23 protein-coding genes are annotated in these 26134 nt (G+C 58.4%); 17 read left to right on the top strand and 6 right to left on the bottom strand.

Features of this window, described 5'->3' with window-relative positions; all coding sequences use genetic code 11:
• Positions 1 to 267: 267 nt before the first annotated feature.
• A complete protein-coding gene (locus tag ISX84_RS22440; RefSeq protein WP_195822651.1) occupies positions 268 to 1182 on the bottom strand; it encodes a LysR family transcriptional regulator in 915 nt (304 codons plus the stop codon).
• A 189-nt stretch (positions 1183 to 1371) separates the two neighbouring features.
• On the opposite strand from ISX84_RS22440, the gene ISX84_RS22435 reads away from it, so the two are divergent.
• From ISX84_RS22435 to ISX84_RS22365, 15 genes are all read left to right on the top strand, one after another.
• On the top strand, positions 1372 to 1992 hold the full coding sequence (locus ISX84_RS22435) for a class I SAM-dependent DNA methyltransferase (RefSeq protein ID WP_195822650.1): 621 nt from the start codon (positions 1372 to 1374) through the stop codon (positions 1990 to 1992).
• 34 nt (positions 1993 to 2026) lie between these two features.
• On the top strand, positions 2027 to 2683 hold the full coding sequence (locus ISX84_RS22430; RefSeq protein WP_195822649.1) for a DUF2306 domain-containing protein: 657 nt from the start codon (positions 2027 to 2029) through the stop codon (positions 2681 to 2683).
• A gap of 61 nt (positions 2684 to 2744) precedes the next feature.
• Positions 2745 to 3203, top strand: coding sequence for a DUF6326 family protein (locus ISX84_RS22425; RefSeq protein ID WP_195822648.1), 459 nt, complete (start codon positions 2745 to 2747; stop codon positions 3201 to 3203).
• On the top strand, positions 3196 to 3873 hold the full coding sequence (locus ISX84_RS22420; protein ID WP_229884503.1) for a methyltransferase domain-containing protein: 678 nt from the start codon (positions 3196 to 3198) through the stop codon (positions 3871 to 3873). The genes ISX84_RS22425 and ISX84_RS22420 overlap by 8 nt, the downstream gene beginning before the upstream one ends.
• Before the next feature lie 48 nt (positions 3874 to 3921).
• The gene (locus ISX84_RS22415) at positions 3922 to 4293 is read left to right on the top strand and encodes a VOC family protein (RefSeq protein WP_195822647.1); all 372 of its coding nucleotides are present in this window, start codon (positions 3922 to 3924) and stop codon (positions 4291 to 4293) included.
• Between the two features lie 76 nt (positions 4294 to 4369).
• Positions 4370 to 4843, top strand: coding sequence for a GNAT family N-acetyltransferase (locus ISX84_RS22410; protein WP_195822646.1), 474 nt, complete (start codon positions 4370 to 4372; stop codon positions 4841 to 4843).
• A gap of 499 nt (positions 4844 to 5342) precedes the next feature.
• Positions 5343 to 6974 (top strand): DUF262 domain-containing protein, encoded by a 1632-nt coding sequence (locus ISX84_RS22405; RefSeq protein WP_195822645.1) that lies wholly within the window; start codon positions 5343 to 5345, stop codon positions 6972 to 6974.
• On the top strand, positions 6971 to 8509 hold the full coding sequence (locus ISX84_RS22400) for a type I restriction-modification system subunit M (protein WP_195822644.1): 1539 nt from the start codon (positions 6971 to 6973) through the stop codon (positions 8507 to 8509). The genes ISX84_RS22405 and ISX84_RS22400 overlap by 4 nt, the downstream gene beginning before the upstream one ends.
• Entirely contained in the window at positions 8506 to 10014 is a 1509-nt protein-coding gene (locus ISX84_RS22395; RefSeq protein ID WP_195822643.1) for a type I restriction-modification system subunit M, read from the top strand. The genes ISX84_RS22400 and ISX84_RS22395 overlap by 4 nt, the downstream gene beginning before the upstream one ends.
• Entirely contained in the window at positions 10007 to 11191 is a 1185-nt protein-coding gene (locus ISX84_RS22390; RefSeq protein ID WP_195822642.1) for a restriction endonuclease subunit S, read from the top strand. The genes ISX84_RS22395 and ISX84_RS22390 overlap by 8 nt, the downstream gene beginning before the upstream one ends.
• Before the next feature lie 139 nt (positions 11192 to 11330).
• The gene (locus ISX84_RS22385; protein ID WP_195822641.1) at positions 11331 to 14825 is read left to right on the top strand and encodes an HsdR family type I site-specific deoxyribonuclease; all 3495 of its coding nucleotides are present in this window, start codon (positions 11331 to 11333) and stop codon (positions 14823 to 14825) included.
• Between the two features lie 2 nt (positions 14826 to 14827).
• Positions 14828 to 15799 carry a hypothetical protein gene (locus ISX84_RS22380; protein WP_195822640.1) on the top strand — a complete coding sequence of 324 codons (972 nt, stop codon included), beginning with the start codon at positions 14828 to 14830 and terminating at the stop codon, positions 15797 to 15799.
• 456 nt (positions 15800 to 16255) lie between these two features.
• Positions 16256 to 16852, top strand: coding sequence for a DUF6088 family protein (locus ISX84_RS22375; RefSeq protein WP_195822639.1), 597 nt, complete (start codon positions 16256 to 16258; stop codon positions 16850 to 16852).
• A 217-nt stretch (positions 16853 to 17069) separates the two neighbouring features.
• Complete coding sequence (locus ISX84_RS22370; RefSeq protein WP_195822638.1) at positions 17070 to 17900, top strand: type IV toxin-antitoxin system AbiEi family antitoxin; 831 nt, start codon at positions 17070 to 17072, stop codon at positions 17898 to 17900.
• Complete coding sequence (locus ISX84_RS22365) at positions 17881 to 18798, top strand: nucleotidyl transferase AbiEii/AbiGii toxin family protein (protein WP_195822637.1); 918 nt, start codon at positions 17881 to 17883, stop codon at positions 18796 to 18798. Before ISX84_RS22370 ends, ISX84_RS22365 begins: the two co-directional genes overlap by 20 nt.
• Before the next feature lie 40 nt (positions 18799 to 18838).
• Here the strand turns inward: ISX84_RS22365 and scpB are convergent, their stop codons facing one another.
• Both scpB and ISX84_RS22355 read right to left on the bottom strand, forming a co-directional pair.
• Positions 18839 to 19474 (bottom strand): SMC-Scp complex subunit ScpB, encoded by a 636-nt coding sequence (scpB, locus tag ISX84_RS22360; RefSeq protein WP_195822636.1) that lies wholly within the window; start codon positions 19472 to 19474, stop codon positions 18839 to 18841.
• Between the two features lie 3 nt (positions 19475 to 19477).
• Complete coding sequence (locus ISX84_RS22355) at positions 19478 to 20368, bottom strand: DUF1403 family protein (RefSeq protein WP_195822635.1); 891 nt, start codon at positions 20366 to 20368, stop codon at positions 19478 to 19480.
• Positions 20369 to 20494: 126 nt separating this feature from the next.
• Between ISX84_RS22355 and ISX84_RS22350 the strand changes: the two genes are divergently transcribed.
• Positions 20495 to 21631, top strand: coding sequence for a tyrosine-type recombinase/integrase (locus tag ISX84_RS22350; RefSeq protein ID WP_195822634.1), 1137 nt, complete (start codon positions 20495 to 20497; stop codon positions 21629 to 21631).
• A 4-nt stretch (positions 21632 to 21635) separates the two neighbouring features.
• Positions 21636 to 22241, top strand: coding sequence for a hypothetical protein (locus ISX84_RS22345; RefSeq protein ID WP_195822633.1), 606 nt, complete (start codon positions 21636 to 21638; stop codon positions 22239 to 22241).
• A gap of 87 nt (positions 22242 to 22328) precedes the next feature.
• Here ISX84_RS22345 and repC read toward each other — a convergent pair whose 3' ends face one another.
• From repC to repA, 3 genes are all read right to left on the bottom strand, one after another.
• Positions 22329 to 23567: a plasmid replication protein RepC gene (gene repC / locus ISX84_RS22340; RefSeq protein ID WP_195822632.1), complete on the bottom strand. Its 1239-nt coding sequence runs from the start codon at positions 23565 to 23567 to the stop codon at positions 22329 to 22331.
• Between the two features lie 177 nt (positions 23568 to 23744).
• Positions 23745 to 24764, bottom strand: coding sequence for a plasmid partitioning protein RepB (gene repB / locus ISX84_RS22335; protein WP_195822631.1), 1020 nt, complete (start codon positions 24762 to 24764; stop codon positions 23745 to 23747).
• Positions 24761 to 25948 (bottom strand): plasmid partitioning protein RepA, encoded by a 1188-nt coding sequence (gene repA, locus ISX84_RS22330; protein ID WP_195822630.1) that lies wholly within the window; start codon positions 25946 to 25948, stop codon positions 24761 to 24763. Before repA ends, repB begins: the two co-directional genes overlap by 4 nt.
• Positions 25949 to 26134 lie beyond the last annotated feature (186 nt).

The raw sequence follows: 26134 nt of genomic DNA, 5'->3' as shown, positions 1-26134 counted from the left end.
TTGGGCTCCTACCGGACTTCAGATGCGCCGCGGCATCCATACTTTTTGGCGTCCTGACAGTCCTGACAACCGTCACCGACGGCCCAAACCAGCCGTTCATCGCGAGATAAGTTGCCGCATTGCAGCTTCCCCAAAGCGGACGTTGATCGATTGCGCGGCATTTCCAACATCAGCGTACACTCATCGGACAAAACGAACTCGTGCAACCGCAGCTTCGACTATAGCCACGCGACCTCACTTGGTCCGGGTTCGGTGCATTGACACCTGTCAATCGCGACCACTTCGGCGCTTCGCAACGTCTGACAGACCCCGCGCAAGCAGGTCGAATACGATCCGGATACGGCGGCTGGTCTGTAACTCACGATGGGTGACCAGCCAGATCGGAAATTCCAACGAAGGGAAATCCGGCAAGACCTTCTCTATGCCAGGTTCGGCCTCGCCCAACATTTCGGGCTGCATCGAGACGCCATAGCCCGCTTTCACCAATTCCCATGCGACGACACCGCTCTCGCTTGACATCACGAAGCTCTCTGCGCGGACGGGCACACCCATATTGTGCAGTGGGGCCATTAGCCGCTCGGGGTCGGCATTGCCGACGAAATCGAGTGCGGCCACATCGCGCGGTGTCCGTGGGCGGCTTGCACGATCGAGATAGTCGGTCGCGGCATAAAGAGTGGCGCGAAAGTCGCCCAAGTGCCGTGCGATCAGGTCTGGCTGATCCGGGCGGACGTGGCGTATCGCAATGTCCGCCTCTCGCTGCGTCAAATTCTGCATTTCACTCGACGCAAGAATGCGGACGCGGATGCCCGGCGCCATCTGTCTCAACGGCTTGAGCACGCCCGGCAGGATCGCTGCCGACAAGAGGTCGGTTCCAGTGACCGTGACCTCTCCGGTGACTTCCTGAGATTTACCGTCGGCCACCATCGAGATGAGCGTCGCAGCCTCGCCCATCGTGCGCATGTGATCAATCAGGTCGCGCCCTGCTTCCGTCAAGGTAAGACCACGGACGCTGCGTTCTACCAGCGTGACGCCAAGTGCCTCCTCCAACGCACCGATCTGCCGTCCTATCGTCGGCTGCGTTGTCTTCAGGACGCGCGCCGCGCCGCTGAACGAGCCTTCCTCCGCTGTCGCGAGGAAGGCGCGTACCTGGTTCCAATCGAAGGAGACGGCCTGCCAGTTCATTCATGAGCGTATAGCAGGTGGACGAATTTAAGCAATCGACCTTTCATGAGCGCATGGATGATACCGGCTGCGAAACGAGATCGGCCCGGTCTCGGCAACCGAAAGCGACACAATGTATTCCGCAGTTTCTTACGACTGGCGCAACCGCGCTGCTTCAAACCTGAAGTGCAACACGCAAAGGAAACCCACATGACTGCCCAAGCCTTCTGGGACCGGCATGCGCCCAAATACGCAAAAAAGCCCATCGCCGATGTCACCGCCTACGAAGAAAAGCTGGAATGCGTCACTGCGCTTCTTCGATCGACCGATCGCGTTCTTGAAATCGGCTGCGGCACAGGCGGCACAGCCAGGAAGATCGCGCCTGTTGTCGCTCATGTGACCGCAACCGACCTCTCTGCCGAGATGATCCGGATCGCCCGGTCACGATCAGGCGGCGATGCCGCGGGAACACCAGAATTCCTTCAGGCGGAGGCGGCGCAACATATTCCTGGCCAACCGTTCGAGGTCATTTGCGCGTTCAGCCTGCTTCATCTGGTGGATGACATACCCACCGTGCTGGATTCAGTATTCCACCAAATGAAGCCCGGCGGTCACTTCATATCAAAGACGGTTTGTCTGAAGGACGCGCCGCGCTGGATGCGCGCCATGGTTCGTGTGCTCATGGCCCTGCGGATCGCGCCTAATGTGATCATCCTGAGCCGCGCTGGATTGACCCGGCACCTGATCCGGGCCGGGTTCGAAATCGAGCAGACGCGGTACTTCGGAAAGAACCGACTGAGCCCCTTTATCGTCGCCCGCAAGCCCGCCTGAGGCAGACCGGCACCTTATACTGAGAGACCGAAGCATGTACTTTATCAGCCGTCGCGAATGGGCGTTCCTTGCCCTCGTGTTCCTCTACTCTTTCATTCCGGCAGTTATCGGGCTGGTCCGGATTCCGGAACTTTTCGGCGCTCCGGCGATCATACCGCCGAACCCGCGTGCGGTGATCGATCCCCTACCGATCACATTGCATATCCTTGGCAGTTCAGTTTTCTGCCTTGTCGGGGCTGTGCAGTTCCTGCCGAGCCTGAGGCGCTACCGTCCCACCTTGCACAGGACCCTCGGGCGGATCGTGGCGGCAGCGGGATGCGTCAGCGCGCTTACCGGGCTATGGATGACCGTGGCCTATGCATTTCCCGACGCCTTGCAGGGACCATTGCTTTATGGGGCGAGGGTCACACTTAGCCTCGCGATGGTCGCTCTCATCGCATGGGCCGTTGTCGCGATCCGGTCGCGAGACGTCGCCGCGCACCGCGCTGCGATGCTGCGCGCCTATGCTATCGGCCAAGGGGCCTCAACGCAGACCGCGCTCTTTCTGGTCACGATGGGCCTCTTTGACACTGAGCCGTTGGGGTTTTCCCGTGACCTCCTGATGGTTGGGGCGTGGGCCATCAATCTTGCGATTGCGGAACTCCTGATCCGCCGCGTCTTTGCAACGCGCGCATCCGGTGCCGTGATCTGAACCCGGTCGTGCTCGCGGCCTGATCCGGCAAACTCCAGAAACACAGAAAGAAGACACCAAAATGAGACGGCTCGATCCCCATATTCTTCTTTCGGCCCTGTGGCTGTTCATACTGCTCAACATCATCTTTCGCGATATTCACCAGTTTGTCCTCGCGTCCCATATCGAGATGCTGCTGACAGGCCATTATAACGGCATCAAGATCACCGAAGGGCTGATGCTTCTGGGCGGTTTCCTCGTCCAAGTGCCGATTGCGATGGTGCTCTTTTCGCTTTTGCTAACCCGCAGGATCGGCCGCCCTGTCACCTTTCTTGCAGTGATCGTCACGACGGGTACGCTCCTTTCCTCGGCCCCCACCGACATGGATGACACCTTTCACCTCGTTATCGAGATCGTGGCTCTAATCGCAATTCTCTGGACCGCATGGACGTGGCCCGAGCGCGAACACACCGCGCCGCAGTCCGACGCAAGTTTTCCGCAAAAAAAGCGTGTGCGCTCCGCGGATACTATAAATGAGTAATAGGACCAAAGAGATTTTGGCAGAAACGCCTTTAGACGATGCGGTTGATCTTTATGACAAGCTCGCACCTCGCTATGACAAACTTCATCATCGCTGGCTGCGTCATGCGGGCGGCGAAGCGCAGGCCGCCCTGGAAGGTCTGGTGCGTGCACTTGCGACGCCGAATTCGAGGCTTTTGGATGCTGGCTGCGGCACCGGCAACCTGGCACGTAGACTGATCGCCGAGGGCATGCCGCCGAATTTGATGACCCTTCTCGACCCGTCCGCAGCGATGCTTGCACGCTGCGCCGACATTCCTGTGCCGAAGATACAAGGACGGTTGGAGTCCCTGCCGTTTGAAGATGGCACGTTCGATCTTGTGACGTGTGCTTGGGCTTTGGAAACCGTCCCCGATCCCCACCAGGCTTTGAGTGAGCTTTGCAGGGTTGTTCGAGCCGGCGGCGCGCTTTGTCTCGCGTTCTGCGCGGATGAGCCTGCCCGTGGTCTTGCCGACAGCCTTATACGGCAGGCGCTTTTGTTTCGCGGGACCGGCCGGTTTATGTCCCGCTCCCGATTGATGCAGGCAATCGAGCGTTTCGAAAATTTTGAAGTGCGGGCAATTCCGAGCCATGGTCCGGCCTCGACCCTGCTTGCAAGGCGGTCTGGCGCAGCAACCCAGGCGCCTTTGTAGTCGGGCTTAGAGTTGAAAATAGCGCCCACAGATTTACGGAGATCAAGCATGATCGGATATGTTACCCTCGGAACCAACAACTTCGAGGCCGCGCTGAAATTCTACGACGCCTTGTTTTCGAGCGTGGGCGCAAACCGTCTTTGGAAACACGGCGATATGGCCGCATGGGGCCGCTCAAGGGCCGAGCCTGCGTTATGCCTTGCTTGTCCATTCAATGGGGCGCCGGCAAGCGTTGGAAACGGGGTGATGGTCGCTTTGAAAATGACCAACAGAAAAGCCGTCGATACGCTTCACGCCAAGTGCCTCGAACTTGGCGGAACAGATGAGGGGCCCCCCGGCCCACGCGGAGATCATGGTTTCTACGGAGGATATTTCCGGGATCTGGATGGCAACAAACTGAATGCCTATGTCCCAGCGTGACGCCAGGCAAAGAGTTGGCTGATAAAAAAATCTTGTCCAGCTGACAATGAGCACGAGCACATCGAAAGAGGTCGATATGGGATCTGAAATAAAATTCGTCCGATTGTCGGAAATTGACCCAGCCGAAATCTTGGCGCACATGTCCGACCCGCGTGTCGCCGAGCATATGCCGCTTCTGAAATTTAGTTGGAATGCCGAAACAGTGGCGCGGTTTGTCGCCAAAAAGGAAGAGTGTTGGCACCGTGACGGACTTGGACATTGGGCATTCTTGTCCGATGACCGATATGTCGGCTGGGGTGGATTTCAAAAAGAAGGGGCCGAGTGGGATTTCGGACTGGTCTTGCGGCCCGACACGTTTGGCCTCGGGCCGCGCATCTCGCGAAAGGCGATCGACTTTGCAATTTTCGATGAACGCATCCCGTTTGTGACCTTCCTTTTACCACCGTCACGCACGAACCTGCGGGCACTCGACAGACTTGGTGCTTGGCGGGTTGGCGAAGTCGATTATGACGGGGCGACCTTCCTCAAATTTCAACTTGCGACAGGATGACAGAATTGTCCGATTTCTGGCACATCCCAGCTTCAGAGTGTCGTAACTCGCGGCCCATTCCTGCCGTTGGCCAATGGGTCAAGATGCTGCGGTCGCAGCCCGCTTTCCGGACATTCGCTGCCCGAGCAAGAAACGAACTGAAGGGCTGAGATCAGAACCGTCTTTCCTGCGCACGCGGAAAACCGAACTTGCCAAACGTGCGGGGATCACCCCCTCTTAAATAACCGGCGTGCTTCGCCGATCGCAGCTCGTACCGGTTACAGTCGAGACGATCTAGCAGGGCAGTCAAGGATTAGACTTGACGCTGTCCAAGCTGCTTGAGCCGTATCCGTGTGACGGGTGAGATCAGCGCCGCTAACGGTCTCAGTCTCAGGGGATTCGGCTTGTACCGCAGACGGCCAATCTCTTACACTTGAAGAACAGGATGTGACGGGCCGCGATCAAGTTGATGCGCTCAACTACCAAAAAAATAGCATTTCTTTGAGGGGCGCTCGAGCGAATGGAAGCTGCGGAAAGAACAATAAGCAAGATTCTCACAGAACAAATACGCTATGAAATCCCCCCGTACCAACGACCATACTCATGGGAGAAAGGAAACGTCGAACAGCTTCTAGATGATGTGTGGGATGCTTTTGAAGCCGATGACGAAGAATATTTCATCGGGTCCCTCATTACAATCGAGCGAAGCAAGGACGAGCTTTATGACGTCGTCGATGGGCAGCAGCGGCTGACGACACTTAACCTGATTTTCGCACGCTTAAGAGATGCGGTTAGTGAGCCGGCAAAATCGACGCTTGGGAAACGGGTCTTACCCAAGAACGAACTAACCGGCGAAGAAGAGACGCCGCGGCTCACGCTCCGACAAAAAGATCAGAGCTTTTTCCGCCGCCACGTTTTGGCCAGTGAGGAAATCACCGACGCGATATCGCGCGAGATTCAAAATAAACAGGATGCACCAAAAATAAGGCTCACTGAGAACCTTGGCGTGATCGACCATTTTTTGGCTCAGCGAGATGAGAAGTCTCTAAAGCTGTTTGCGAATTACCTTCTGACGAAGGTGTACGTGGTGTTTGTCACAACAGCATCATGGCAGTCGGCATACCGGCTATTTAACGTTTTGAACGCGCGCGGAATGCCGCTGTCGAACGCAGACTTGATCAAAAACATGCTATTTGCGCGTATGGGCGGTGCATCGTCAAAAAGCGAAGAGCTTGACGAACAGTGGCTACAACTCGAGGAAGCGATTGGCATCGAGCGACTAGATCAGTTTCTGGCACACCATCGATCATCGGTTACAGCGATCAAAGCTCGGAAAACCCTCCATGAGGAGTACAAACCGCTTATTGAGGCAAGTGATAGCCCGTTCAGTTTCTTGGATGGCATAACCACATCTGCTCGGAATTATCTCCGTATCCAGCAAAACGGTTTTGAGGATGTCGCCGCGCGACGATCGTTGCGTTCCCTCCATCGCGTTGCGTTCGAGGAATGGGTGCCACCGTTGCTCGCCTATCTTAACAATCCAGTTGAAGGCATATCGGAAGCCGAATTCATCGATTTACTTGAGAAAGTCACCTACCAGAACTGGATCAGGCGACTTGCGTTTACCGCTCGTCTTACAGCCTATTTCCAGCTGATTACAGCAATACGTTCGGGAAAGTCGGCCGATGAAATTAGGTTGATATTTCGGCAAAACGCGCAGAATGAAGAGTTTCGTTCACTGCTCAATGGTGAAGTTTATGGGAAGCCATTCGCGCAGGCTGTTCTCCTTCGGCTGGAGGAAGCAGATCAAGACGAATCTGTCACGAAAGACTATGGCGGAAAAATAACTATTGAGCATGTGCTCCCTCAGGCCCTGAAGGAAGATTACTGGCGCGAGCGGTTTACGGATGATGCTCATCGTCAATGGCTGCACCGCCTCGGGAACCTTGCCCTTCTTGCTGGCATCAAGAACTACAAAGCTCAGTACTTCAGTTTTGACCGGAAAAAGAAAATCTATTCAGAAAGAAACAACAAGGTGTCATTTGATACCACTAAGCTCATCCTGGAGCAGGATGACTGGCGTCCAGATTTCATAGAATTTCGGCAAGCTAAAATGGTTGAAGCTGCCGCAGATATTTGGACGATTGCATGAGCGAGAAAGCCGCCAAAATTCAAAGGGATCGATCTTCCTTGGGTGCTAATGGAGTCAAATCCGCCCTGTGGGACGGTGCCAACACTCTGCGGGGCTCGGCAGTCGATCGGACCGATTGGAAGGGCTATATCCTGCCGCTCCTGTTCTTCAAACGCATTTCCGATGTTTGGCATGAAGAGACTGCCGAAGCGCAGGAGATCTATGGCGAGGCGGATCCTTCGCTGTTCCCCGAGATCCACCGTTTCGTCGTTCCCGAAGGTTGCCGTTGGAACGATGTTCGCGAAACCGCGACGAACGTTGGTGCCGCGCTTCACCGCGCCATGCAGGAGATCGAGCGGGCCAACCCAGACACGCTCTTCCGCGTTTTCGGGACCGCCGACTGGGGTAACAAGGAGAAGTTTTCGGACGAACTGCTCAAGGATCTGATCGAAGGTTTCTCGGACATTGGGCTCGGTAATCAGGCAGTCAGCACCGATGTCCTCGGGGACGCCTACGAATACCTGATCGGCAAGTTCGCCGACGTCACCCGGCGCAACAAGGCCGGCGAGTTCTACACGCCGCGCAGCGTCGTGCGGATGATGGTCGAGATTCTTGATCCACAGGAAGGCGAGAGTATCTATGACCCTGCCTGCGGAACGGGCGGTATGCTGCTGGGCGCGATCGAGCACGTCATGCGCAAGGGCGGTGACCCGCGGACGTTCTATGGCAAGATCTACGGCCAGGAGAAGAACCTCACCACCTCCGCCATCGCGCGCATGAACCTGGTCCTGCACGGGATCGAGGACTTCCAGATCGCGCGCGAGGACACGCTGCGCAGCCCCGCTTTCACCGACTCGAGCACGAGCGGCATCGCCACCTTTGACTGCGTCATCGCGAACCCGCCATTCTCGCTAAAGGAATGGGGGCGCGAACTCTGGGAGGCAGATCCGTGGGGTCGAGCCCAGTACGGCATACCGCCCGAGAGCTACGGCGATTATGCCTTCGTCCAGCACATGATCTCGTCGATGGCGCCGACCGGAAACAGCCGGATGGCCGTCGTCCTGCCGCAGGGCGCCCTGTTCCGAAAGTCGGCCGAGGGGACGATCCGTCAGGCGCTGCTTGAGAACGATATGATCGAAGCCGTCATCGGCCTGGCTCCGAACCTGTTCTACGGCACCCAGCTCGCGGGCTGCGTGGTCATGCTCCGGCGCAAGAAGCCGGCAGAGCGCAAGAACAAGGTCCTGATCATCGACGCCTCCAGCTTGTTCCGCAAAGGCCGGGCGCAGAACTTCCTCGACCAGGAGCACAGCGACCAGATCGTCGCCTGGTACCGCGCCTTTGAGGATGTCGAGGATCGCGCCAAGGTCGCCACCATCGACGAGATCAAGAAGGAAGGCTGGACGCTCAACATCTCGCGCTACGTGCTCCCGCCCATCGGCGAGGACATTCCGCCGCTCGCCGAGGCTGTCGATGCGTTCAAAACGGCCCTTGCGGACGCGCGCGCGGCCGAGGATCACCTGCGCAAGGTTCTGACTGAGGGTGGCTGGCTGCAATGACCGAACACCTTTCCCAACGCGAGCTCGAAAGCTATCTCTGGGGCGCGGCGACGCTGCTCCGCGGCCTTGTCGATGCCAGCGACTACAAGCAGTACATCTTCCCGCTGATGTTCTTCAAACGCCTCTCCGACGTCTGGGACGAGGATTACCAGGAGGCGCTCGACGAAACCGGCGACGAGGGCTACGCGACCGCCACGGCGAACGACCGCTTTGTCATCCCAGAGGGCGCGCACTGGAACGACGTGCGCAGCGCGCCGAAGGATGTCGGGCGGGCACTGCTCTCAGCCTTCCTGGCAATCGAAGCGGCCAACCCGGAACGGCTGCAGGGTGTCTTCGGCAACGCCAACTGGACCGACAAGGGCCAGATGCCCGACGCCACGCTCAAGAACCTGATCGAGCACTTCTCGAAGCACGACCTGACGCTCGCCGCCGTCCCCGAGGACGAGCTTGGCAGCGGCTACGAATACCTCATCAAGAAGTTCGCCGACGACAGCGGCCACACCGCGCAGGAGTTCTACACCAACCGCACGCTGGTCCACCTCATGGCGCAGATGCTCGAGCCGAAATCAGGCGAGAGCATCTACGACCCGACCTGCGGCACCGGCGGCATGCTGATCTCCTGCCTTGCCGAGGTGAAACGGCGCGGCGGCGAGACGCGCACGATGGGCCTTTACGGTCAGGAGCTCATCACCATCACCGCCGCCATCGCCCGGATGAACCTCGTGATCCACGGCGTGTCAGACTTCCAGATCTCCAGCGGCAACACTCTGGCCGCACCCGCCTTCGCGGAAGGCGACGCGCTGCGCACCTTCGATGTGGTCCTCGCCAATCCGCCGTATTCCATCAAGAAATGGAACCGCGGCGCGTGGGAGAAGGATGTCTGGGGGCGCAACTTCCTCGGCACCCCGCCGCAGGGGCGCGCGGACTACGCCTTTTTCCAGCACATCCTGCAAAGCATGGACCCCGAGACCGGGCGCTGCGCGATCCTGTTCCCGCATGGCGTGCTCTTCCGCAACGAAGAGGCCGAGATGCGGCGCAAGCTGATCGAGGCCGATCTGGTGGAATGCGTGCTCGGGCTCGGACCGGGGCTGTTCTACAACTCGCCGATGGAGGCCTGCGTTATCATCTGCCGCGGCCGCAAGCCGGCCGAGCGGCAGGGACGCATGCTGTTCATCGACGCGGTGGCCGAGATCGCGCGCGAGCGGGCGCAGAGCTTTCTGCGCGAAGCGCATCAGGACCGCATCTTCGCGGCCTATCAGGCTTTCGCGGACGAAGCCGGTTTTGCAGCTGTAGTCAGCAATGCCGATGTGCTGGCGGCAGAGGGGAACCTGTCCATCGCCCGCTATGTGAAAAAGCCAAAGGCGGAGGTCGCCGCAGAGGACGCCGTGTCGCTGGCTTTGGCCTGGGGCAATTTCGATGCCGAGGGGCGGGAGTTCTGGACGGGCATGGATGGGCTGGTCGACATGCTCGATGGGCTTGCTCCGGCGGAGGACGCCGATGCTTGAGCGACCCTCAAAACTCGTCTCCTACCGCTTTGATCAACTGGCGGACCAGATCAACAAACGTGTCATGCCGGATGAGGCGGACGTGGACCGCTATGTTGGGCTGGAACATCTCGACCCCGACAGCTTGCGCATCCGCCGGTGGGGCGACACCAGCGAGGTGGAGTCCACCAAACTGCTGTTCCAGCCGGGCGACATCATCTTTGGAAAGCGTCGGGTCTATCAGCGCAAGGTGGCGGTGGCGGATTTCGAGGGGATCTGCTCGGCGCACGCGATGGTGCTGCGGGCCAGGCCAGACACCGTGCTGCCAGAGTTTCTGCCCTTTTTCATGCAAAGCGATTTGTTCATGGAACGGGCGCTGAGCATATCAGTCGGCTCGCTCTCGCCTACAATCAACTGGAAGGCGTTGGCGACGGAGGAATTCCTGCTGCCGCTGATCCAAGAGCAGGCACGGTTAGTGGAGGCGCTTAAGGCTTCAGAGGAAGTATCTGAGACCCTATTTCAACTCACCACGCAAACACGCCAGTTGCGCCAAGCCACACTGGATCACTTCGCAAGGCTGGACGGAGTTTCCGATACCAGTTTCGGAAGCTTGTGCGAAATGCAAAACGGACGCCCATTTCCCGGGGATTCGTATGTTGACAAAGGCGTCCGTCTATTGAGACCGGGCAACCTGGGCAGCAGTGGGTATTTGGAATGGAGTGAGTCGGCGACAAAATACTTGCCTACACACGTCGAGAGCGAAGCCGAGGCATTCATCATTGATGAGGGCGATCTGGTCATCAACCTCACCGCCCAATCGCTTGAGGAGGGCTTCATGGGCCGGGTTTGCCTTGCGCGTGAAGGCGATAAGTCACTTCTGAACCAGCGTATCGGGCGTTTCCGATCCTTCGCCGACGAAGTATTGCCAGAGTTTGTTTTCAGGGTTCTGCAGAGTTCACGTTTCCAGACGCACGCGATCAGAATGTGCGAGGGGAGCAAGATCAAGCATCTCTTTTGGGAGCACCTTTCGCCCTTCAAGGTCCCGCTTCCAGATCGGGACGAGCAAGTTCAGGTAATTCAAGCCTGTCGTTCGATCGACGAGCAACTGAATGCAGTGCAATTGCGTCAGCGACACGCACTATTGGATCGGACAAAGTTCTTTGAATTCCTTGCGTCTGAATCGAATTCGCAACCATGACCCTAAATGAAGCCAGCACCGTCGAAGCCTTCATTCGCGAACGCCTCTTGAGGCTTTTTGCTTCGAACAACGCACCTCGAACGGCTTTTTCTTAGTGTCCTCTCGCCCAGCAATACCTGCTGATATTCAGCGAGAACTCATGGTCGAATGCGGCCACCGCTGTTGTGCGTGTGGGGAGCATGTCTCACTCGAAAAAGCCCACATTATTCCTTGGGCAGAAACGCAGGATCATTCGTTTGAAAACCTGATCGTGCTCTGCAGCCTTTGTCATAAGAAGTCCCATGATGAGGGCTGGGACAAGAAAACGATGCAACTTTACAAGGCCAAACCTTGGGTGGCGCGGTACAGAGGTGTGCCGGTCAAGGATGGGGCAAAGCAGGTCTTATCGCTCAAGCTGGATACGACCAAAGACTGCTTCGAAGAAGACAAAGAACGGATCCTCGTGGCTATCTCTGCTGCTCTCGATGCGTGCCCTAAGGACGTTTACGTTCTATCTGTTGAGGAAGGCAGTGTCGTTTTGACCGTCCGAGTTCCGGAAGATGCCGCGCAAAGGTTGCTACTTTCGCCGAAAGCACATGAGCAATTGCGCGCTCTTTTGAATCCAATCAGACTGATCAGTATTTCTGCAAATGGCGATGTGCCTTCGAATTTCGAGGGAAATGTTAGACGGATGAGCAATTTTAACGAAGCGAATACAGTTGAGGCGTTTATTCGGGATCGCCTTGCTGGGAGCGATGGCCCTGCCTTGGCCGAGCATGGTCTCGCACGTCATGGAAGCCGTATCTCCGGCCTCGGCTGGCATTTCGTCGGCCCCGCCGACCTGCCGCGCCAGTCGCAGGAGGCGCTGGTCGAACCTTATCTGCGCGACGCCCTGATCCGCCTGAACCCCGACATCGCCGCCAACCCGTCCCGCGTGGACGACGTGCTCTACCGCCTGCGCGCCATCGTCATGAGTGCGCGCTCGGACGGGCTGGTGAAGGCGAACGAGGAATTCGCCGCCTGGATGCTCGGCGAACGCTCCATGCCCTTCGACGCGGATGGCCGGCATGTCACCATCCGCCTGATCGACTTCGACGACATCGAGCAGAACAGCTTCGTCGTAACCCAGCAGTTCACCTTCCGCGCGGGCAAGACAGAGAAACGCCCGGACCTGATGCTGCTGGTCAACGGCCTGCCGCTCGTCCTGATCGAGGCCAAGACGCCGGTCCGCTCCAGCCAGAGCTGGCTTGATGGCGCGCTCCAGGTCCATGACGACTACGAGCAGAACGTGCCGGAGCTGTTCGTGCCGAACGTCTTCTCGGTCGCCACCGAGGGGAAGGAATACCGCTACGGCTCTGTCCGGATGCCCGTCGATCTCTGGGGCCCATGGCGGACGGATGACGATGTTCTGCAATCGATGGGAGAGGTTGAGAAGGCCGTCACCGACATGCTGCGCCCGGCGATGGTGCTGGACCTGCTCGCCAATTTCACAGCCTTCGCCACCCAAAAGGGAAAACAGCGCATCAAGATCATCGCCCGCTACCAGCAAGTCGAAGGCGTCAACAAGATCGTTGAGCGTGTCGTCGCCGGTCAGGTGCGCAAGGGCCTGATCTGGCACTTCCAGGGCTCCGGCAAATCGCTGCTGATGCTGTTCGCCTCAAAGAAACTGCGTCTGCACCCGGCACTGAAGAACCCCACCGTGCTGGTGGTGGTCGACCGCATCGACCTCGACAGTCAGATCGCCGGCACCTTCTATGCCGCCGACATGGCAAACCTCGTGCGCACCGACAGCCGCAAGGAGCTGTCCGATCTGCTGGCCAAGGACGTGCGCAAGGTCGTCATCACCACGATCCACAAGTTCGCCGAGGCGGACGGCGTGCTGAACGACCGCGACAACATCATCGTCATGGTCGATGAGGCGCACCGCACGCAGGAGGGCGACTTGGGGCGTAAGATGCGAGAGGCGCTGCCGAACGCATTCCTGTTCGGCCTGACGGGGACGCCCATTAACCGCGCCAATCGCAATACGTTCTATGCGTTCGGTTCGGAGATCGACGAGAACGGCTACATGAGCCGCTATGGGCTCAACGACTCGATCCGTGACGGCGCGACAAAGGAGCTTCATTTCGAGCCACGGCTTGTGGACCTGCACATCGACCAGCAGGCGATCGAGGCGGCCTATGCGGAACTGACCGAGGGTCTGACGGACGAGGACAGGGACAAGCTCGGCCGCGCCGCCGCGAAGATGTCGATCCTGGTGAAGGCGCCAGAACGTATCAGCGCAATCTGCGCCGACATTGCGCAACACTTCCAAGCGAAGGTCCAGCCGAACGGGTTTGGCGCTCAAGTGGTCACCTTCGACCGGGAAAGCTGCGTTCTGTACAAAAAGGAACTCGACAAGCACCTGCCGCCTGAAACGTCAGACATCGTCATGTCGGTCAACAGCGGCGAGGATGAGTATGCCGCCTACCGGCGCGACCGGGATGCCGAAGAGAAGCTGCTGGACCGGTTCCGTGACCCGAAGGATCCACTGAAGATCATCATCGTGACGTCAAAGCTGCTGACCGGCTTCGATGCCCCGATACTGCAGACGATGTACCTGGACAAGCCGCTGCGCGACCACACGCTGCTCCAGGCGATCTGCCGAACGAACCGTCCCTATGGCGTGCAGAAGACCCACGGGCTGATAGTCGATTATCTCGGGATCTTCGACGACGTCGCCCAGGCGCTGAAGTTCGACGAGAAGGGCGTTCAGAAGGCCGTGTCCAACATCGCCGAACTGGCCGCGATGCTGCCGTCCGCGATCCAGAAGTGCCTGGAGTACTTCGCCGGTGTCGACCGGACCCTCACCGGCTACGAGGGCTTGATCGCCGCGCAGGACTGCCTGCCGAACGATGAGCGCCGAGACGCCTTCGCGTCGGATTTCAGTGTGCTGAGCCGCATCTGGGAAGCGCTATCGCCGGACCCGGTCTTGACGCCCCACGAGAAGGACTATCGCTGGCTCGCGCAGGTCTACGAGTCGCTAAAGCCGTCTACGGGCACTGGGCGGCTGCTCTGGCACCGTCTGGGCGCGAAGACGATCGAGCTGATCCACGAAAATGTTCATGTCGATGCCGTACGGGATGACCTCGACACTCTGGTGATGGACGCAGAACTGCTGGAGGCGGTTCTCGGCAACCCGGACCCTGATAAGAAAGCGAAGGAAATCTCCGTCAAGCTGACGGGCCGGTTGCGCAAACACACTGGCAATCCTCAGTACAAGGCGTTGGCCGAGCGTCTTGAGGATCTAAAGAACCGCCACCAGCAGGGGCTGTTGCTCAGCATCGATTTTCTGAAAGAGTTGCTCGAACTCGCAAAAGACGTTGTGAAGATGGAGCGTGAGACGCCCGTCGAGGAAGACATTGACCGCGGCAAAGCTGCTCTCACCGAGCTCTTCGAGGACGCAAAGAATGGCGAAACGCCGATCATGGTCAAACGCGTCGTGGACGACATCGACGAGATCGTCCGTGCAGTGCGTTTCGATGGCTGGCAGGCCACCCATGCCGGCGAACGGGAGGTGAAGAAGGCGCTTCGGCAGACCCTGTTCAAATACAAGCTCCACCAAGACGCTGAACTGTTCGAGCGGGCCTACGGCTATATCCGAGAGTACTACTGAACATGAAAGAACTGTTAGAGAATGCGGTTCTGTCCATCGAACTTGGCGTCGAGGATTTTGAGGCCGACGATGAGCGCCGCTTGCTTTCCGCAATCCGAAACCTCTACGCGGGCGTTCTTTTGCTCTGCAAGCAGGTACTCTGGAATGAGTCCCCCGCGGGGTCGGAGGGGGCCTTGATCTATAAGGATTTGGTGCCGGAGAAGCAGGCCGACGGCACTGTGCTTATGAAGCCTAAGAAGGCACACCGCAATACTGTCGATCGACGCCTCATCGAAGAGCGGTTCAAGAGCCTCGATCTCGAACTCGACTGGGATCGGCTTACGAAGTTGGCGAACATCCGCAACGACGCCGAGCACCTTTTCCTTAAGGCGACACCTACCGTTGCGCGCGAGGTGCTGGCCTCCGCGATGCCCCTAATTGAGCGGCTGATGGTCGAGCATCTGGAAGAGGAGCCACTGGAGGTATTTGAAGATACGGTTTGGCAGAAGCTTCTAGAAAACAGAGAGATATTTGACACGCAACAGGCCCGGTGCCGCGACACGTTCAAAACCGTGGCGTGGAGCGGTGAGATATTCACACGTGCTTTGCCATTTCTCAGGTGTCCACATTGTTCGTCGCCGCTGGTCCGGTGTGTTGAGACTGAGAACATGGCGTTCGATAATCTCTGGATTGAGTGTGCTGAATGCGGTGAGGAGATCGACCGAGAACCTTTATTTGAAAAAGCCTTTGGCGATGTGAACGATCAAGAGGCCTACTCTGTCGCGAAAGATGGCGGAATGCCTTCGGTCACGACTTGTCCGATCTGCGACCGAGAGTCTTGGAGTCGCTGGGATCGCAAATGCGTCTTTTGCAACGAGGACCGCTTGATCTGCGATCTATGCGAAACCGAGTGTGATCCGGAAGACTACAACACCCTTGATGGCCTTTGTTCCTCATGTTCATGGGGGATGCAGAAAGCGATGCGCGATGACTGAAGCGGCCTGGTTTCCACCGATACAGTTGACCAGTGCTGGTTCGATCTGTGTTCCATCTTTAGAGCACGACCGCCGTCGAAGTGTTCAAGGCGCGGCCCGCGAAAAGCAATTCGGACCAATGGCTTACAATCAAATCACCAAATCGGCGTAGTCATGAGGTCCGGAGAATATGGGCCCTGAGAGACCGCTTCCGGGCTTCCTGCCGCTAGGGCCAGTGCTCAGCCCTTCACGCATGACCCTCGAATACAACGAGAAAATCCGGCCGCAGCCGGTGTTTGAGAACGCTTTCGCGAGGGCAAGTGGCGGTCCAGATGGGATTCGAACGTCCGGTTTCGCGTGAGGCTCTCAGTCTGTTTGCACCCGTAGCGAAAGTCTCCTTCCCGCCCCTCTCTGCCAGAATCTCTCCATCTTGATGTTCAGGAAAACATACCCTAATTTCTGACATGGAGTTGATCTATGATCACGTCGAAAATCAAGCAACGTATCGTTGGAAAGGGTCGAGGCGCCATCTTCGCCCCGTCGGACTTCCTCGACATCGGATCGCGAGCAAGCGTGGATCAGGCACTGTCACGCCTGGCAGATCAGGGCGTGATCCGGCGGCTGACACGTGGGCTCTACGACTATCCCAAGCACAGCCCCCGTTTCGGTGCTTTGGTGCCTTCTGCGGACGACATCGCACGCGCCGTTGCCCGGAAGGACAATCAGGTTCTGCAGCCCTCCCCTGCCATGGCGGCGAACCAGTTGGGTCTGTCCACCCAGGTCCCGTCCAATCCGACTTACATGACCGACGGGCCTACACGAACCAAGAAGATCGGGCGGCAGGTTATCCAGTTCCGCAATGCCTCTCCGAAGACATTGGTCGGTGCCGGTTCAAAGACGGGCATTGTGTTCCAGGCTCTACGCTATTTCGGCAAGGATCGCGTGGACGATCGTGTGATCGGGAAGATCGCCCGCATGCTGGATGCGAAGGACCGGGCGCAGCTGGCAAAGCAAAGCCGACATGTCCCGGCCTGGATGCATCCAGTCGTGCAGCAGATCGTGGTACACACCTGAGCATGGACGCCTTCGCGAACGAAACAGCCCAGAACTCAGGCGACGCTTTCCGTCCTTAGCATCGGATTTTTCCGGCTATCACGCATGTCTGGCAGACATTCGGATCCTATTCCTCTTTTTGTTGAGTTCCAGTTTTCAGTGCTATAAACACCGAAGAGATCGATTCTTCAAAGAACTCCTATTGCAATCTCTTTGAAAAAATGGCATCTAAAGCGCCATGAGCGCTGGAAGATCGCAAAATCTGAAGAAAGTTCTCGAGGCGGTGCCACCAGGATATCTTGTGGATGCCGCCTGGCTCACTGGCCAAGGTGTCGCTTACGAGACCTTTCGCGACTACGTGAAACGTGGATGGCTTGAGCGCGTTCATCGCGGCGTCTTCCGCCGCCCTGTCCCCAACACGTCAGGATCAAACACCATACCTTGGAATGCCTGCCTGCTCTCAATGCAGCACATCATGAACCACGAGGTCCACATCGGTGGCACCACTGCGCTTTCCCAACAGGGCTATGATCACTACCTGCGTCTTGGCAAAAATGCTCCTGTCTGGATTTATGGCGATGCCACACCAACGTGGCTGGGCAAACTCCCACTCGACGCCCCCATCGAGACACGAAAAACATCGCTGTTCACTGATCCAGCACTTGGTCTCAAAGAGAACATCGGCAAGTCAGAAAATGCTCTGCCTTGGGAGTGGCAACTGCGGATGTCTGCTCCCGAACGAGCCGTTATAGAAGCCATGGACGAACTGCCGGATCATGGGAGCTTTCATAACCTCGACATGATATTTGAAGGCCTGACAACGCTGCGTCCGAAATTGCTCTCTGCACTGCTACTGAGCTGCACCAAAATCAAGGTTCGGCGACTCTTCTTTGTGTTTGCTGATCGCCACAATCACCCGTGGCGCAAACGCCTCGATCCCAAAGCCTTCGACCTTGGGGCAGGCGACCGTGCGCTGGTCAAGGGCGGGAAGATCCACCCACAGTATCGCATTATGGTACCGGAGGAGTTTGTGAGAAAGGAGGTCGAAGATGGCACGTCAGACCTATGAAGCCCAAGTCGCTCTTTTGGTACGCGTCTTGCCTCATGTCGCGAAAGAGGAAATTTTCGCGCTCAAAGGAGGCACCGCAATCAACCTGTTCTATCGCGATTTGCCGCGCCTCTCGGTTGATATTGATCTGACCTACCTGCCGATCAAAGAGCGTGCTGAAAGCCTCGTCGAGATCAACGAAACTATGGATCGCATCGCTGCCTCAATCGAAGGAGGCATCAACGGCGCGCGAGCTCAACGAATTCTGGGTGGTGGGGGCGGTGCCACACGCGTACTCGCACGTCTGGGGGGTGCCGAGATCAAAATCGAAACCTCGCCGGTCACGCGAGGCGTTGTCCATGACCCCGAAATCCGTTCGGTCTCCGAGGCGGTGGCAGACGCGTTCGGGTATGCAGAAATGCAAATCGTCTCGTTCGAAGACCTGTTCGGCGGCAAGCTACATGCCGCAGTCGATCGCCAGCACCCGCGCGACCTTTACGACGTGAAGCTGCTCTATGATCACGAAGGCCTGACGGACGATCTGTTCAGGACCTTCTTGATCTACGTCGCCTGTTCATCACGTCCTGCGCATGAGCTGCTGAACCCCAATCTCATAGATCTCAACAAGGCCTACGTCCGTGAGTTCGAAGGCATGACCAAATCACCTGTCGAACTTGATGACCTCCTGTTAACACGCCGCCAACTGATCGCGGACATTCAATCCCGTTTCGACGAAAGCTCTAAACAGTTCCTGCTAAGCTTGCAGGATGGCACCCCGGACTTCTCTGCCATAGATCGACCACAGGCTTCTGAGCTTCCCGCAGTGCGTTGGAAGCTTCTCAACCTGAAGCGACTGATCCAGGACAGCCCGAGAAAACACGCCCAGCAGAGGGAAGAGCTGGAGAAACTCCTCGGCTGACTCTTCGGCCGACTAATGGTGCGTTGCGATTGAACCGTTGCTAGGTTGTCTCGGCTCGAGGATCCGCAGCGGTTGTGATCCCCGCATCCTCCAACTGCTCCCGGTCCGGCAAGTCCTGGAGCGTCTCCAGATCGAAGGCAACGAGGAACTGTTCCGTGGTCACATAAGTATAGGGCGCCCCGCGCCGCGGGGATCGTGGACCAGTACCGATCAGCCTGCGCGCATGCAGCCGCCCAATCAAATCCCGGCTGATTTCCTTGCCGAAAATGTCCTTCAGCCCATCGCGGGTGATCGGCTGGTGGTAGGCAATGGCGGCCAGCACCGCGACGTCATATTCGCGCAGGTCGAAATCCTGATCGCCCACATCCGCGGCGGCCCGGATTGCGGTCCCATAGGCGGGTCGGGTCCGCAGCATCCAGCCGCCTTTGCCTGACACGCTGTGTCCCACCTTAGCGACTTCGAAAGACCGCCCATCAAGATCTGTGTTGAGGTCGTCGATCAAGAGATCAATGGGAGCCCCCTGCCCCACTACACGGGCCAAGTCCTCGCGCGGCACTGGCGAAGCGGAAGCGAATAACACGGCTTCGATCCGGCGCATCCATTCGCGCCAGCGGAGATCTTGAGGCAGGTCCTCCAGCTCTCGGTCGAACTCCTGATCTGCGTGATTCTTCACCATCACTCAGATCCCGTAGAGACGGAAGGTGTCGCGCCCGGTTAACTCGCGCACGACCCCCAACTCGACCAACCGGTCACAGAACCGCCGCGCGGCGCGATCGGATCGCAGCGAGGAAAGCGCCATCGGAGCCACAGCGTCCCGGCTCAGGAACAGCGCCACTGCATCGTCAGATCCCTTCGCCCGGAGCTTCGGCGCGATTGCTTTCAATCGGGCCGCACGTCGGGTCAACTCACCAACCTCACGTGTTGCCTCGGCCGCACCCGACGAGATCGCCAGATAGCAGGCCTGCCGCAGATCCATGCCCGACTTTCGCAGATCGGAGCGCTTGAGTCCGATCGCCAGCAGCGGCACGACATGGCTCCACCCGAGCGCCTGCGCCAGAGTGGCGTCGGCGAGGAGCACCGCCCCGGTGTGGTCGCGGGGCCGATCTGTGAGAACGGCTTCCAGCACCCCTGCAGCCCGCGCGCCCGGAGCCCCCTGCCCCGCGTCGAGCCAGGTTGCAATCTGCTCTGGCTCAAGATCAGGCAACGCGCGGCGCAGCACATTTACTGAGATCGGCCGCTCCACCGCACGTCGCCAAGAGAGATAGGTCTCGCCTGCGGGACCCGGGTTATCGCCGGGCTGCAGAAACGCCACCGCATCGCGTAACTCTGCAGCCCGTTCCGGGCGTCCCTGGTGCGTCACGCAGGCCTCCGCGGCGCGCAGTGCCAGCCGTGCCCGGAGCAAGGTCTGGGGGACGTCGTCGTGGCTCAACACAAGATGCAGATGGTTCAATGCTGCGCCTGACAAAAACGCCACATCTTCAGGGGTTTCCGCCCGAGCCGAGGTGACCCACGCGGGCAGCTTCGGTAAGGTACTCAAGTCGTCCGAGATGGTAGCTGGCTGATAGGTCATGCCACAACATTATTCTATGACGGCGCTTTCCGCCACCATATACTGTATAAACCGCCCTACCCTGCGAACTTTTTCTATGTCCAATAAGTTTGCCTTATCGGACATATATGAGATAGGCTCAGAAATATGAGCAAAACACCCGGAAATGATCCCCCACAGCACGAGAAATCGAGCTCAATGCCCTTTGATACGTCTGGTGAAGCTCAGCGCGACGAGAGAGATCGCTCAAACCGCGATACAATTGCCCTGCCCTCGCATGCCGGGGGCCTCGCAGGCCTGGCAGGGTCCGGCACCCTTGATCGCTTGATCGACACTGCCCGCGATTACGCCAAAGCCTCGACCGCAGAGAACACCAACAAGGCCTACGCGGCCGACTGGAAGCACTTCGCGCGCTGGTGCAGGCTGAAGGGCGCAGATCCGCTGCCGCAATCTCCGGAGATGATCGGTCTTTACCTAACCGATCTGGCCGCGCCAACGAACGGCACCCCTGCCCTATCCGTTTCAACCATTGACCGCCGCCTGTCCGGACTTGCCTGGAACTACGCGCAGCGTGGGTTCACTTTGGATCGAAAAGACCGCCACATCGCCACCGTCCTGGCTGGGATCAAGCGCAAACATGCCCGCCCCCCGGTTCAGAAGGAAGCGATCCTGCCCGAAGACATCCTCGCCATAGTGGCTACTTTGGGTTTCGATCTACGCGGGCTGCGTGACCGGGCCATCTTGCTCCTAGGATACGCGGGGGGTCTCAGACGCTCCGAAATCGTCAGCCTGGATGTCGGAAAGGATGATACTCCCGACAGCGGCGGGTGGATCGAGATCCTCGAGGAAGGCGCGGTGCTGACGCTGAATTCCAAAACCGGCTGGCGCGAGGTCGAGATCGGCCGCGGCTCATCGGACCAGACCTGCCCGGTGCATGCGCTGGAGCAGTGGTTGCACTTCGCCAGGATCGATTTCGGGCCGGTCTTTGTGCGCACCTCACGGGATGGCAAACGCGCTTTGGAAGCCCGGCTTTCAGACAAACATGTCGCCCGTCTCATCAAGACCACCGTTCTGAAAAGTGGCATCCGGGCCGAGCTGCCTGAGACAGACCGCCTCGCCCTGTTCTCGGGACACTCCTTGCGGGCCGGTCTCGCCTCCTCGGCAGAAGTCGACGAGCGCTATGTCCAGAAACAACTCGGTCACGCCTCCGCCGAAATGACCCGCCGGTATCAACGCCGTCGCGACAGATTCCGGGTAAACCTCACCAAGGCGGCAGGGCTCTGAGGCGATGCGCAAACCCGGTTCCATGAAAGGCCTTGAGGAGCTTGGCCGCATTCGATTGAGCCAGAACTTCTACCTGCGGGATTTCTTGATGTCGGAGATCGCCAATTTCTACGGCATTCCCAATATTCCTGAACATCCGGATCTGGCGATCGAGACAGGCAGCAGGCTCTGCGAGGAGTTGCTGGAACCGCTCCAGAGCAAATTCGGCCGCATTGCCATTCGATCAGGCTACCGCTCTGCAAAGGTAACCGCCTTTGGCAACGAACGCGGACACGGTGCGAGCGTCAAAAATAACGCGGGGTATCACATCTGGGACATGCTGGATGGTACTGGCCACAAAGGCGCCGCCTGCGTCGTCATTCCCTGGTTCGCCGATCGCTGCGCCCAAGGCGCAGACTGGCGCGCGATGGCCTGCTGGATTCACGATCACCTGCCCTACGCGCATCTGGAGTTATATCCCAAGCTCTGCGCCTTCAACATCCACTGGAACGAAGCGCCAAGACGCCGGATCGACAGTTTTATCAATCCCAGGAGCTGCCTGACCAAACCCGGGATGGAAAACCATGGCGGCAATCACGGTGAATGGTATTCCGGGTTGGGTCAGACCTAGAACTTCTGCCATGAGTTCACAGTTGTGAACCAAGTAATTCACCACTTGAAAGCGCCATCACCAAAGCAGTTCACAACTGTGAACATCTCAGGCCGCATCGCGTCGCATCAGTGCCATGACCATCGGTCCGCAGGAAAACGCTCCAACGGCAGCTTTGTCCGTAAGCGATCGTAAATAACCACCGGACGACTGGATCTCCGTAAACCTTTCGAGCATCGCCACCACGACAACCGCTGCTTCCTCAGGACCCATGTGGCGCTTGGCGTCGTCCCAAGCCGACGGAGAAATACCCATCATCGGGCGGAGAATATCGGCAACTCTTACCAAATCGTGCCAGTGGCGCACGGGGCTTTCACAATAGGTTCGGAATTCCCGGCACGCCGCAAGGACAAGACCGAGCGGAATGTTCGGTAACTTATCATCGCCAATGTCAGGCGGCTCCAAATCTTCCTCGTCATCCCTTTCGGTATCTTTTGTAGCTGATGGAGTAGGGACCAACGCATCGCCAGCACCCCCTGCTTTTTTTAAGCAAGGTTCAAAGTCATAAGAGTCTTTATTTGAATTCTGATAGTGCTGCTCGATATCATCATCACTGGTGCTCATTTCTTCTGTTTCAGACGGATCAATGCGGTCGCGGGCCTCGTTCAGGGCGAGACTGAGATCTCCCTCGATCCGTTTTAGCTCGGCCATATCCAGTTTGCGCCGAAGATCGCGGGCCACGAGCACCGCAATGTCTGAAAAACGGTCCCATACCCCCAGATCAGGGCGCTGCGCACGGCCATATTCCGCTAGGCCGGCCAGATCACGCCTCATCAGGCTCACAGTGGCGCGCAGGCGCTTGTAGCGCTCTTTGGCGGCCCGGACGGCCTCGGCGGCCTCACAGACCTCCTGAAAGCGCCGGACGAGCGGTGAGAGGTCGAAGCCGAAGGCAATCTTGTCGTCGCCATAGCGCCGGGCATAGCGTTTGCCGTTGGGGCTGTCGCGACGCACGACAAAGCCGATCTGCACCAGGTTGCCGAGATGCCGGCGCATGGTCGAGCAGGGCATGCCGTTCAAACGCTCACAGATCGCCTTGTTCGACGGATGCACAATCAGATTGTCTTCATTGCCGCCGAGGATCGTGCCGGGATGAAAACTGACAAGCACCTGAAGCACCGACATATCCCGATCCGAGAGGCCAAAGGCCACGCGGGCAGCAGCCAGCTCGCGCAGCGCCTCCCACTTGTTGGCGCCGGTGGGCGGCAGGTCCTGCCGAGCTGTCGCCTGATGTTTCAGAATGGCAGCATCCACTTTTCGCCTGAACGGCGTTACGGGGGTGTAGTCCATTTTTGCATCACGAAGACAAAGAAAATACGGCCCGCGAATCACTTTGGACTTGCGAAAAATGGCTCCGGGCACTAGCTTGAGAGTGTGAGAAACAAGTTAGGGTCTCGTGGAGCGGTGTCTTTGCGGGACCTTTTCTTTGGCCTGATCGTGCCTCCTTTTTTTAGTTTCTGCTCTTCCTCAGTCTTCCGAGCGCTGTAGCCAGCGCCCGTGAAGCTCTTCTATCAACTCCTGTGCCTCCGCCTCGACCCAGTCAGCAAAGGCGCCATTCTCAAGGCTGATGGACAGGCCTTTGGCGGTGCGTTTGACCGATCCGCCGCGACGACCTGCAAGCTTGAGTGCCAAACTGCTTGAGCGGGCAGGGGAGGGGGGTTTTGCCTCGGTCCGAGCACTTTTCCCCACGGCTTTGGCGACGGCCTCGAAGGCCAGCACGGAGGGATCTTCGAACGGTCCGCTTTCCTCGACCACCATCGCGACGGCGGCTTTGTCGTGCGCCTCGTTCGCGAGGCGGGTGAGTTTGCCCTGATCCGCGCTGGTTTCCTCGATCGCCTTGCCTAGAGCCTCCCATTTCGGACGGCCGATGCCATGGGCCGCGCCAATGGCGCGCGCCAGGTCGGTACCAACCATGTCTACGACCGCAAGGGCCATGGAGATCGCGGATTTGGTGACGGTCAGCACCTCTGCAACCTGTGATTGTGTTCCGAAGCCCGATTTGACCAGTTCCTGCGCGAACAGAGCCTTTTCGATATAGGACAGATCGCGCCGCGCCATGTTTTCGGAAATCTGCGCCCTGAGGGCCGCGTCTTCGTCGAGATTGGCGACAAGCGCGCGGACCTTTGCCACCTTATCGGAGCCACGGATTGCTTCGAGCCGGCGCCGTCCATAGACCAACAGGTATTGGTCGGCGTCACTTGGGTGACGGCGCACCAGGATCGGCACGGTCTGGCCGTTTGCCTCGATCGCATCGCGCAAATCGTGCACGTCCGCTGGATTCAGCCGGTCGGCCATTCGGTCATCAGTGATTGTGGCCGGGTCCAACTCCCAGACGTGGTGGGCATCAACCGCATCGCGGGCCGAACGCAGCGCGCGGTTCGAGGACATCATCGGCGTCGTCACCGTGGAAGGCGGGGCAGGGGAGGGAGCCCCGGCACCTGCGAGGCTGTCGAGCATCGACATGCGTTTTTTCTTGCTGCTGGTCATGGGCGCCCCCAGGTCTGCTGAATCAATCCAGCAATTTCGTCATTGACGGCGTTCAGGCTTTCGATGGCCCGGTCATAGGTGGTGCGGGTGAAGGCGCTGCGTTCGACCTCGTAAAGCGTCTGCTTGGTCAGGCCGGCGTCGGAGATAGCGGTGGATTTGAGCATCGGCGCGTTCAGCACCGCGTCGCCATACATGGTGCGCAGGAAGGCGACGATGCGGTTTTGCGGCGCGTCGGCGGGCTCGTATCGGGTGAGGACGTAGCGCATCCAGTCATGGGACATGTCGGCGCCGCTTTCGGCGATAACGTCCATCAGATCAGCCGTCATGCGCAGGAATTGCGACATCGACATCACGTCGAGCATTTCGGGGTGAATGGTGACCAGCACGCCGGTGGCGGCCGAAAGCGCCGACATGGTGAGGAAGCCGAGCTGCGGCGGGCAGTCGATCACCACCACGTCATAGTCCATTTCCACCTGTGTTAGAGCCTCTTTCACCCGAAAAAAGAACAGCCCGGCATTGCCTTGCGCCAGAGCGCGGGGGGTGTCGTGTTCAAACTCCATCAGTTCGAGATTGCCGGGGATCAGGTCGAGATTAGGGATATAGGTCTTGCGGATGACTGAGCGGATCGGATCGGGGTCGTCGTAGCGAATTGCATCATAGAGCGTGCCGCCATCCTCAAGATCAAACTCGGGCTGGACGCCGTGAAGCGCGGTAAGCGAGGCCTGCGGATCAAGGTCGATGGCCAGGACTCTGTAGCCGTCGAGCGCCAGGCGTTGCGCCAGATGGGCGGAGGTCGTGGTTTTGCCGGAGCCGCCCTTGAAGTTCATCACGCCGATGACCTGAAGGTGGTCGCCTTCACGCCGTCCCGGCAGGTAATCGCCGGGTTTGCGAGCGGTTTTTTCCAGGAGCTCGCGCAGGGCCAGGATGTCCTGCGCCGAATAATGGCGGCGGTTGCCCGGCGTCAGTTCGGGGGAGGGGCCCTTGCCATCGAGATGCAGTTTGCGCAGATAGGAATCGTTTACGCCCAGAAGCGCCGCTGCCTCACCGGAGGTGAATGTGCGCATGGTTTTTTCGGCATCGGGGGGAAATAGGCTTTCACGCTGCGTATGCAGCTGGCTTGCCAGCCATTCCGAATGCTGCCGGATCACAGCATTCAGGTCGTCCTGCGCGAATACCTTGTTCATCTGCCCTCTCATCTCCGTGTCGTGTTCACGGAAACTGACGTTTATCGCCTCTTTTCCGTGACTATTGTCTCAAGAGGCAGATTCGCGCAAGGATTTTCTACATCTAGTAGCTGATACTTGCCGAAGATACTACGTTACCCAAGCCGGCTTGGGTGGTTCTGGATCAACCGAACCATCCAGGATCGC

Source organism: Roseobacter sp. MH60115, assembly GCF_015644665.1.
Taxonomy (GTDB): Bacteria; Pseudomonadota; Alphaproteobacteria; order Rhodobacterales; family Rhodobacteraceae; genus Roseobacter.
Note: the sequence above shows the minus strand (reverse complement) of the source record. Positions and strands in the feature narration are given on the sequence as shown.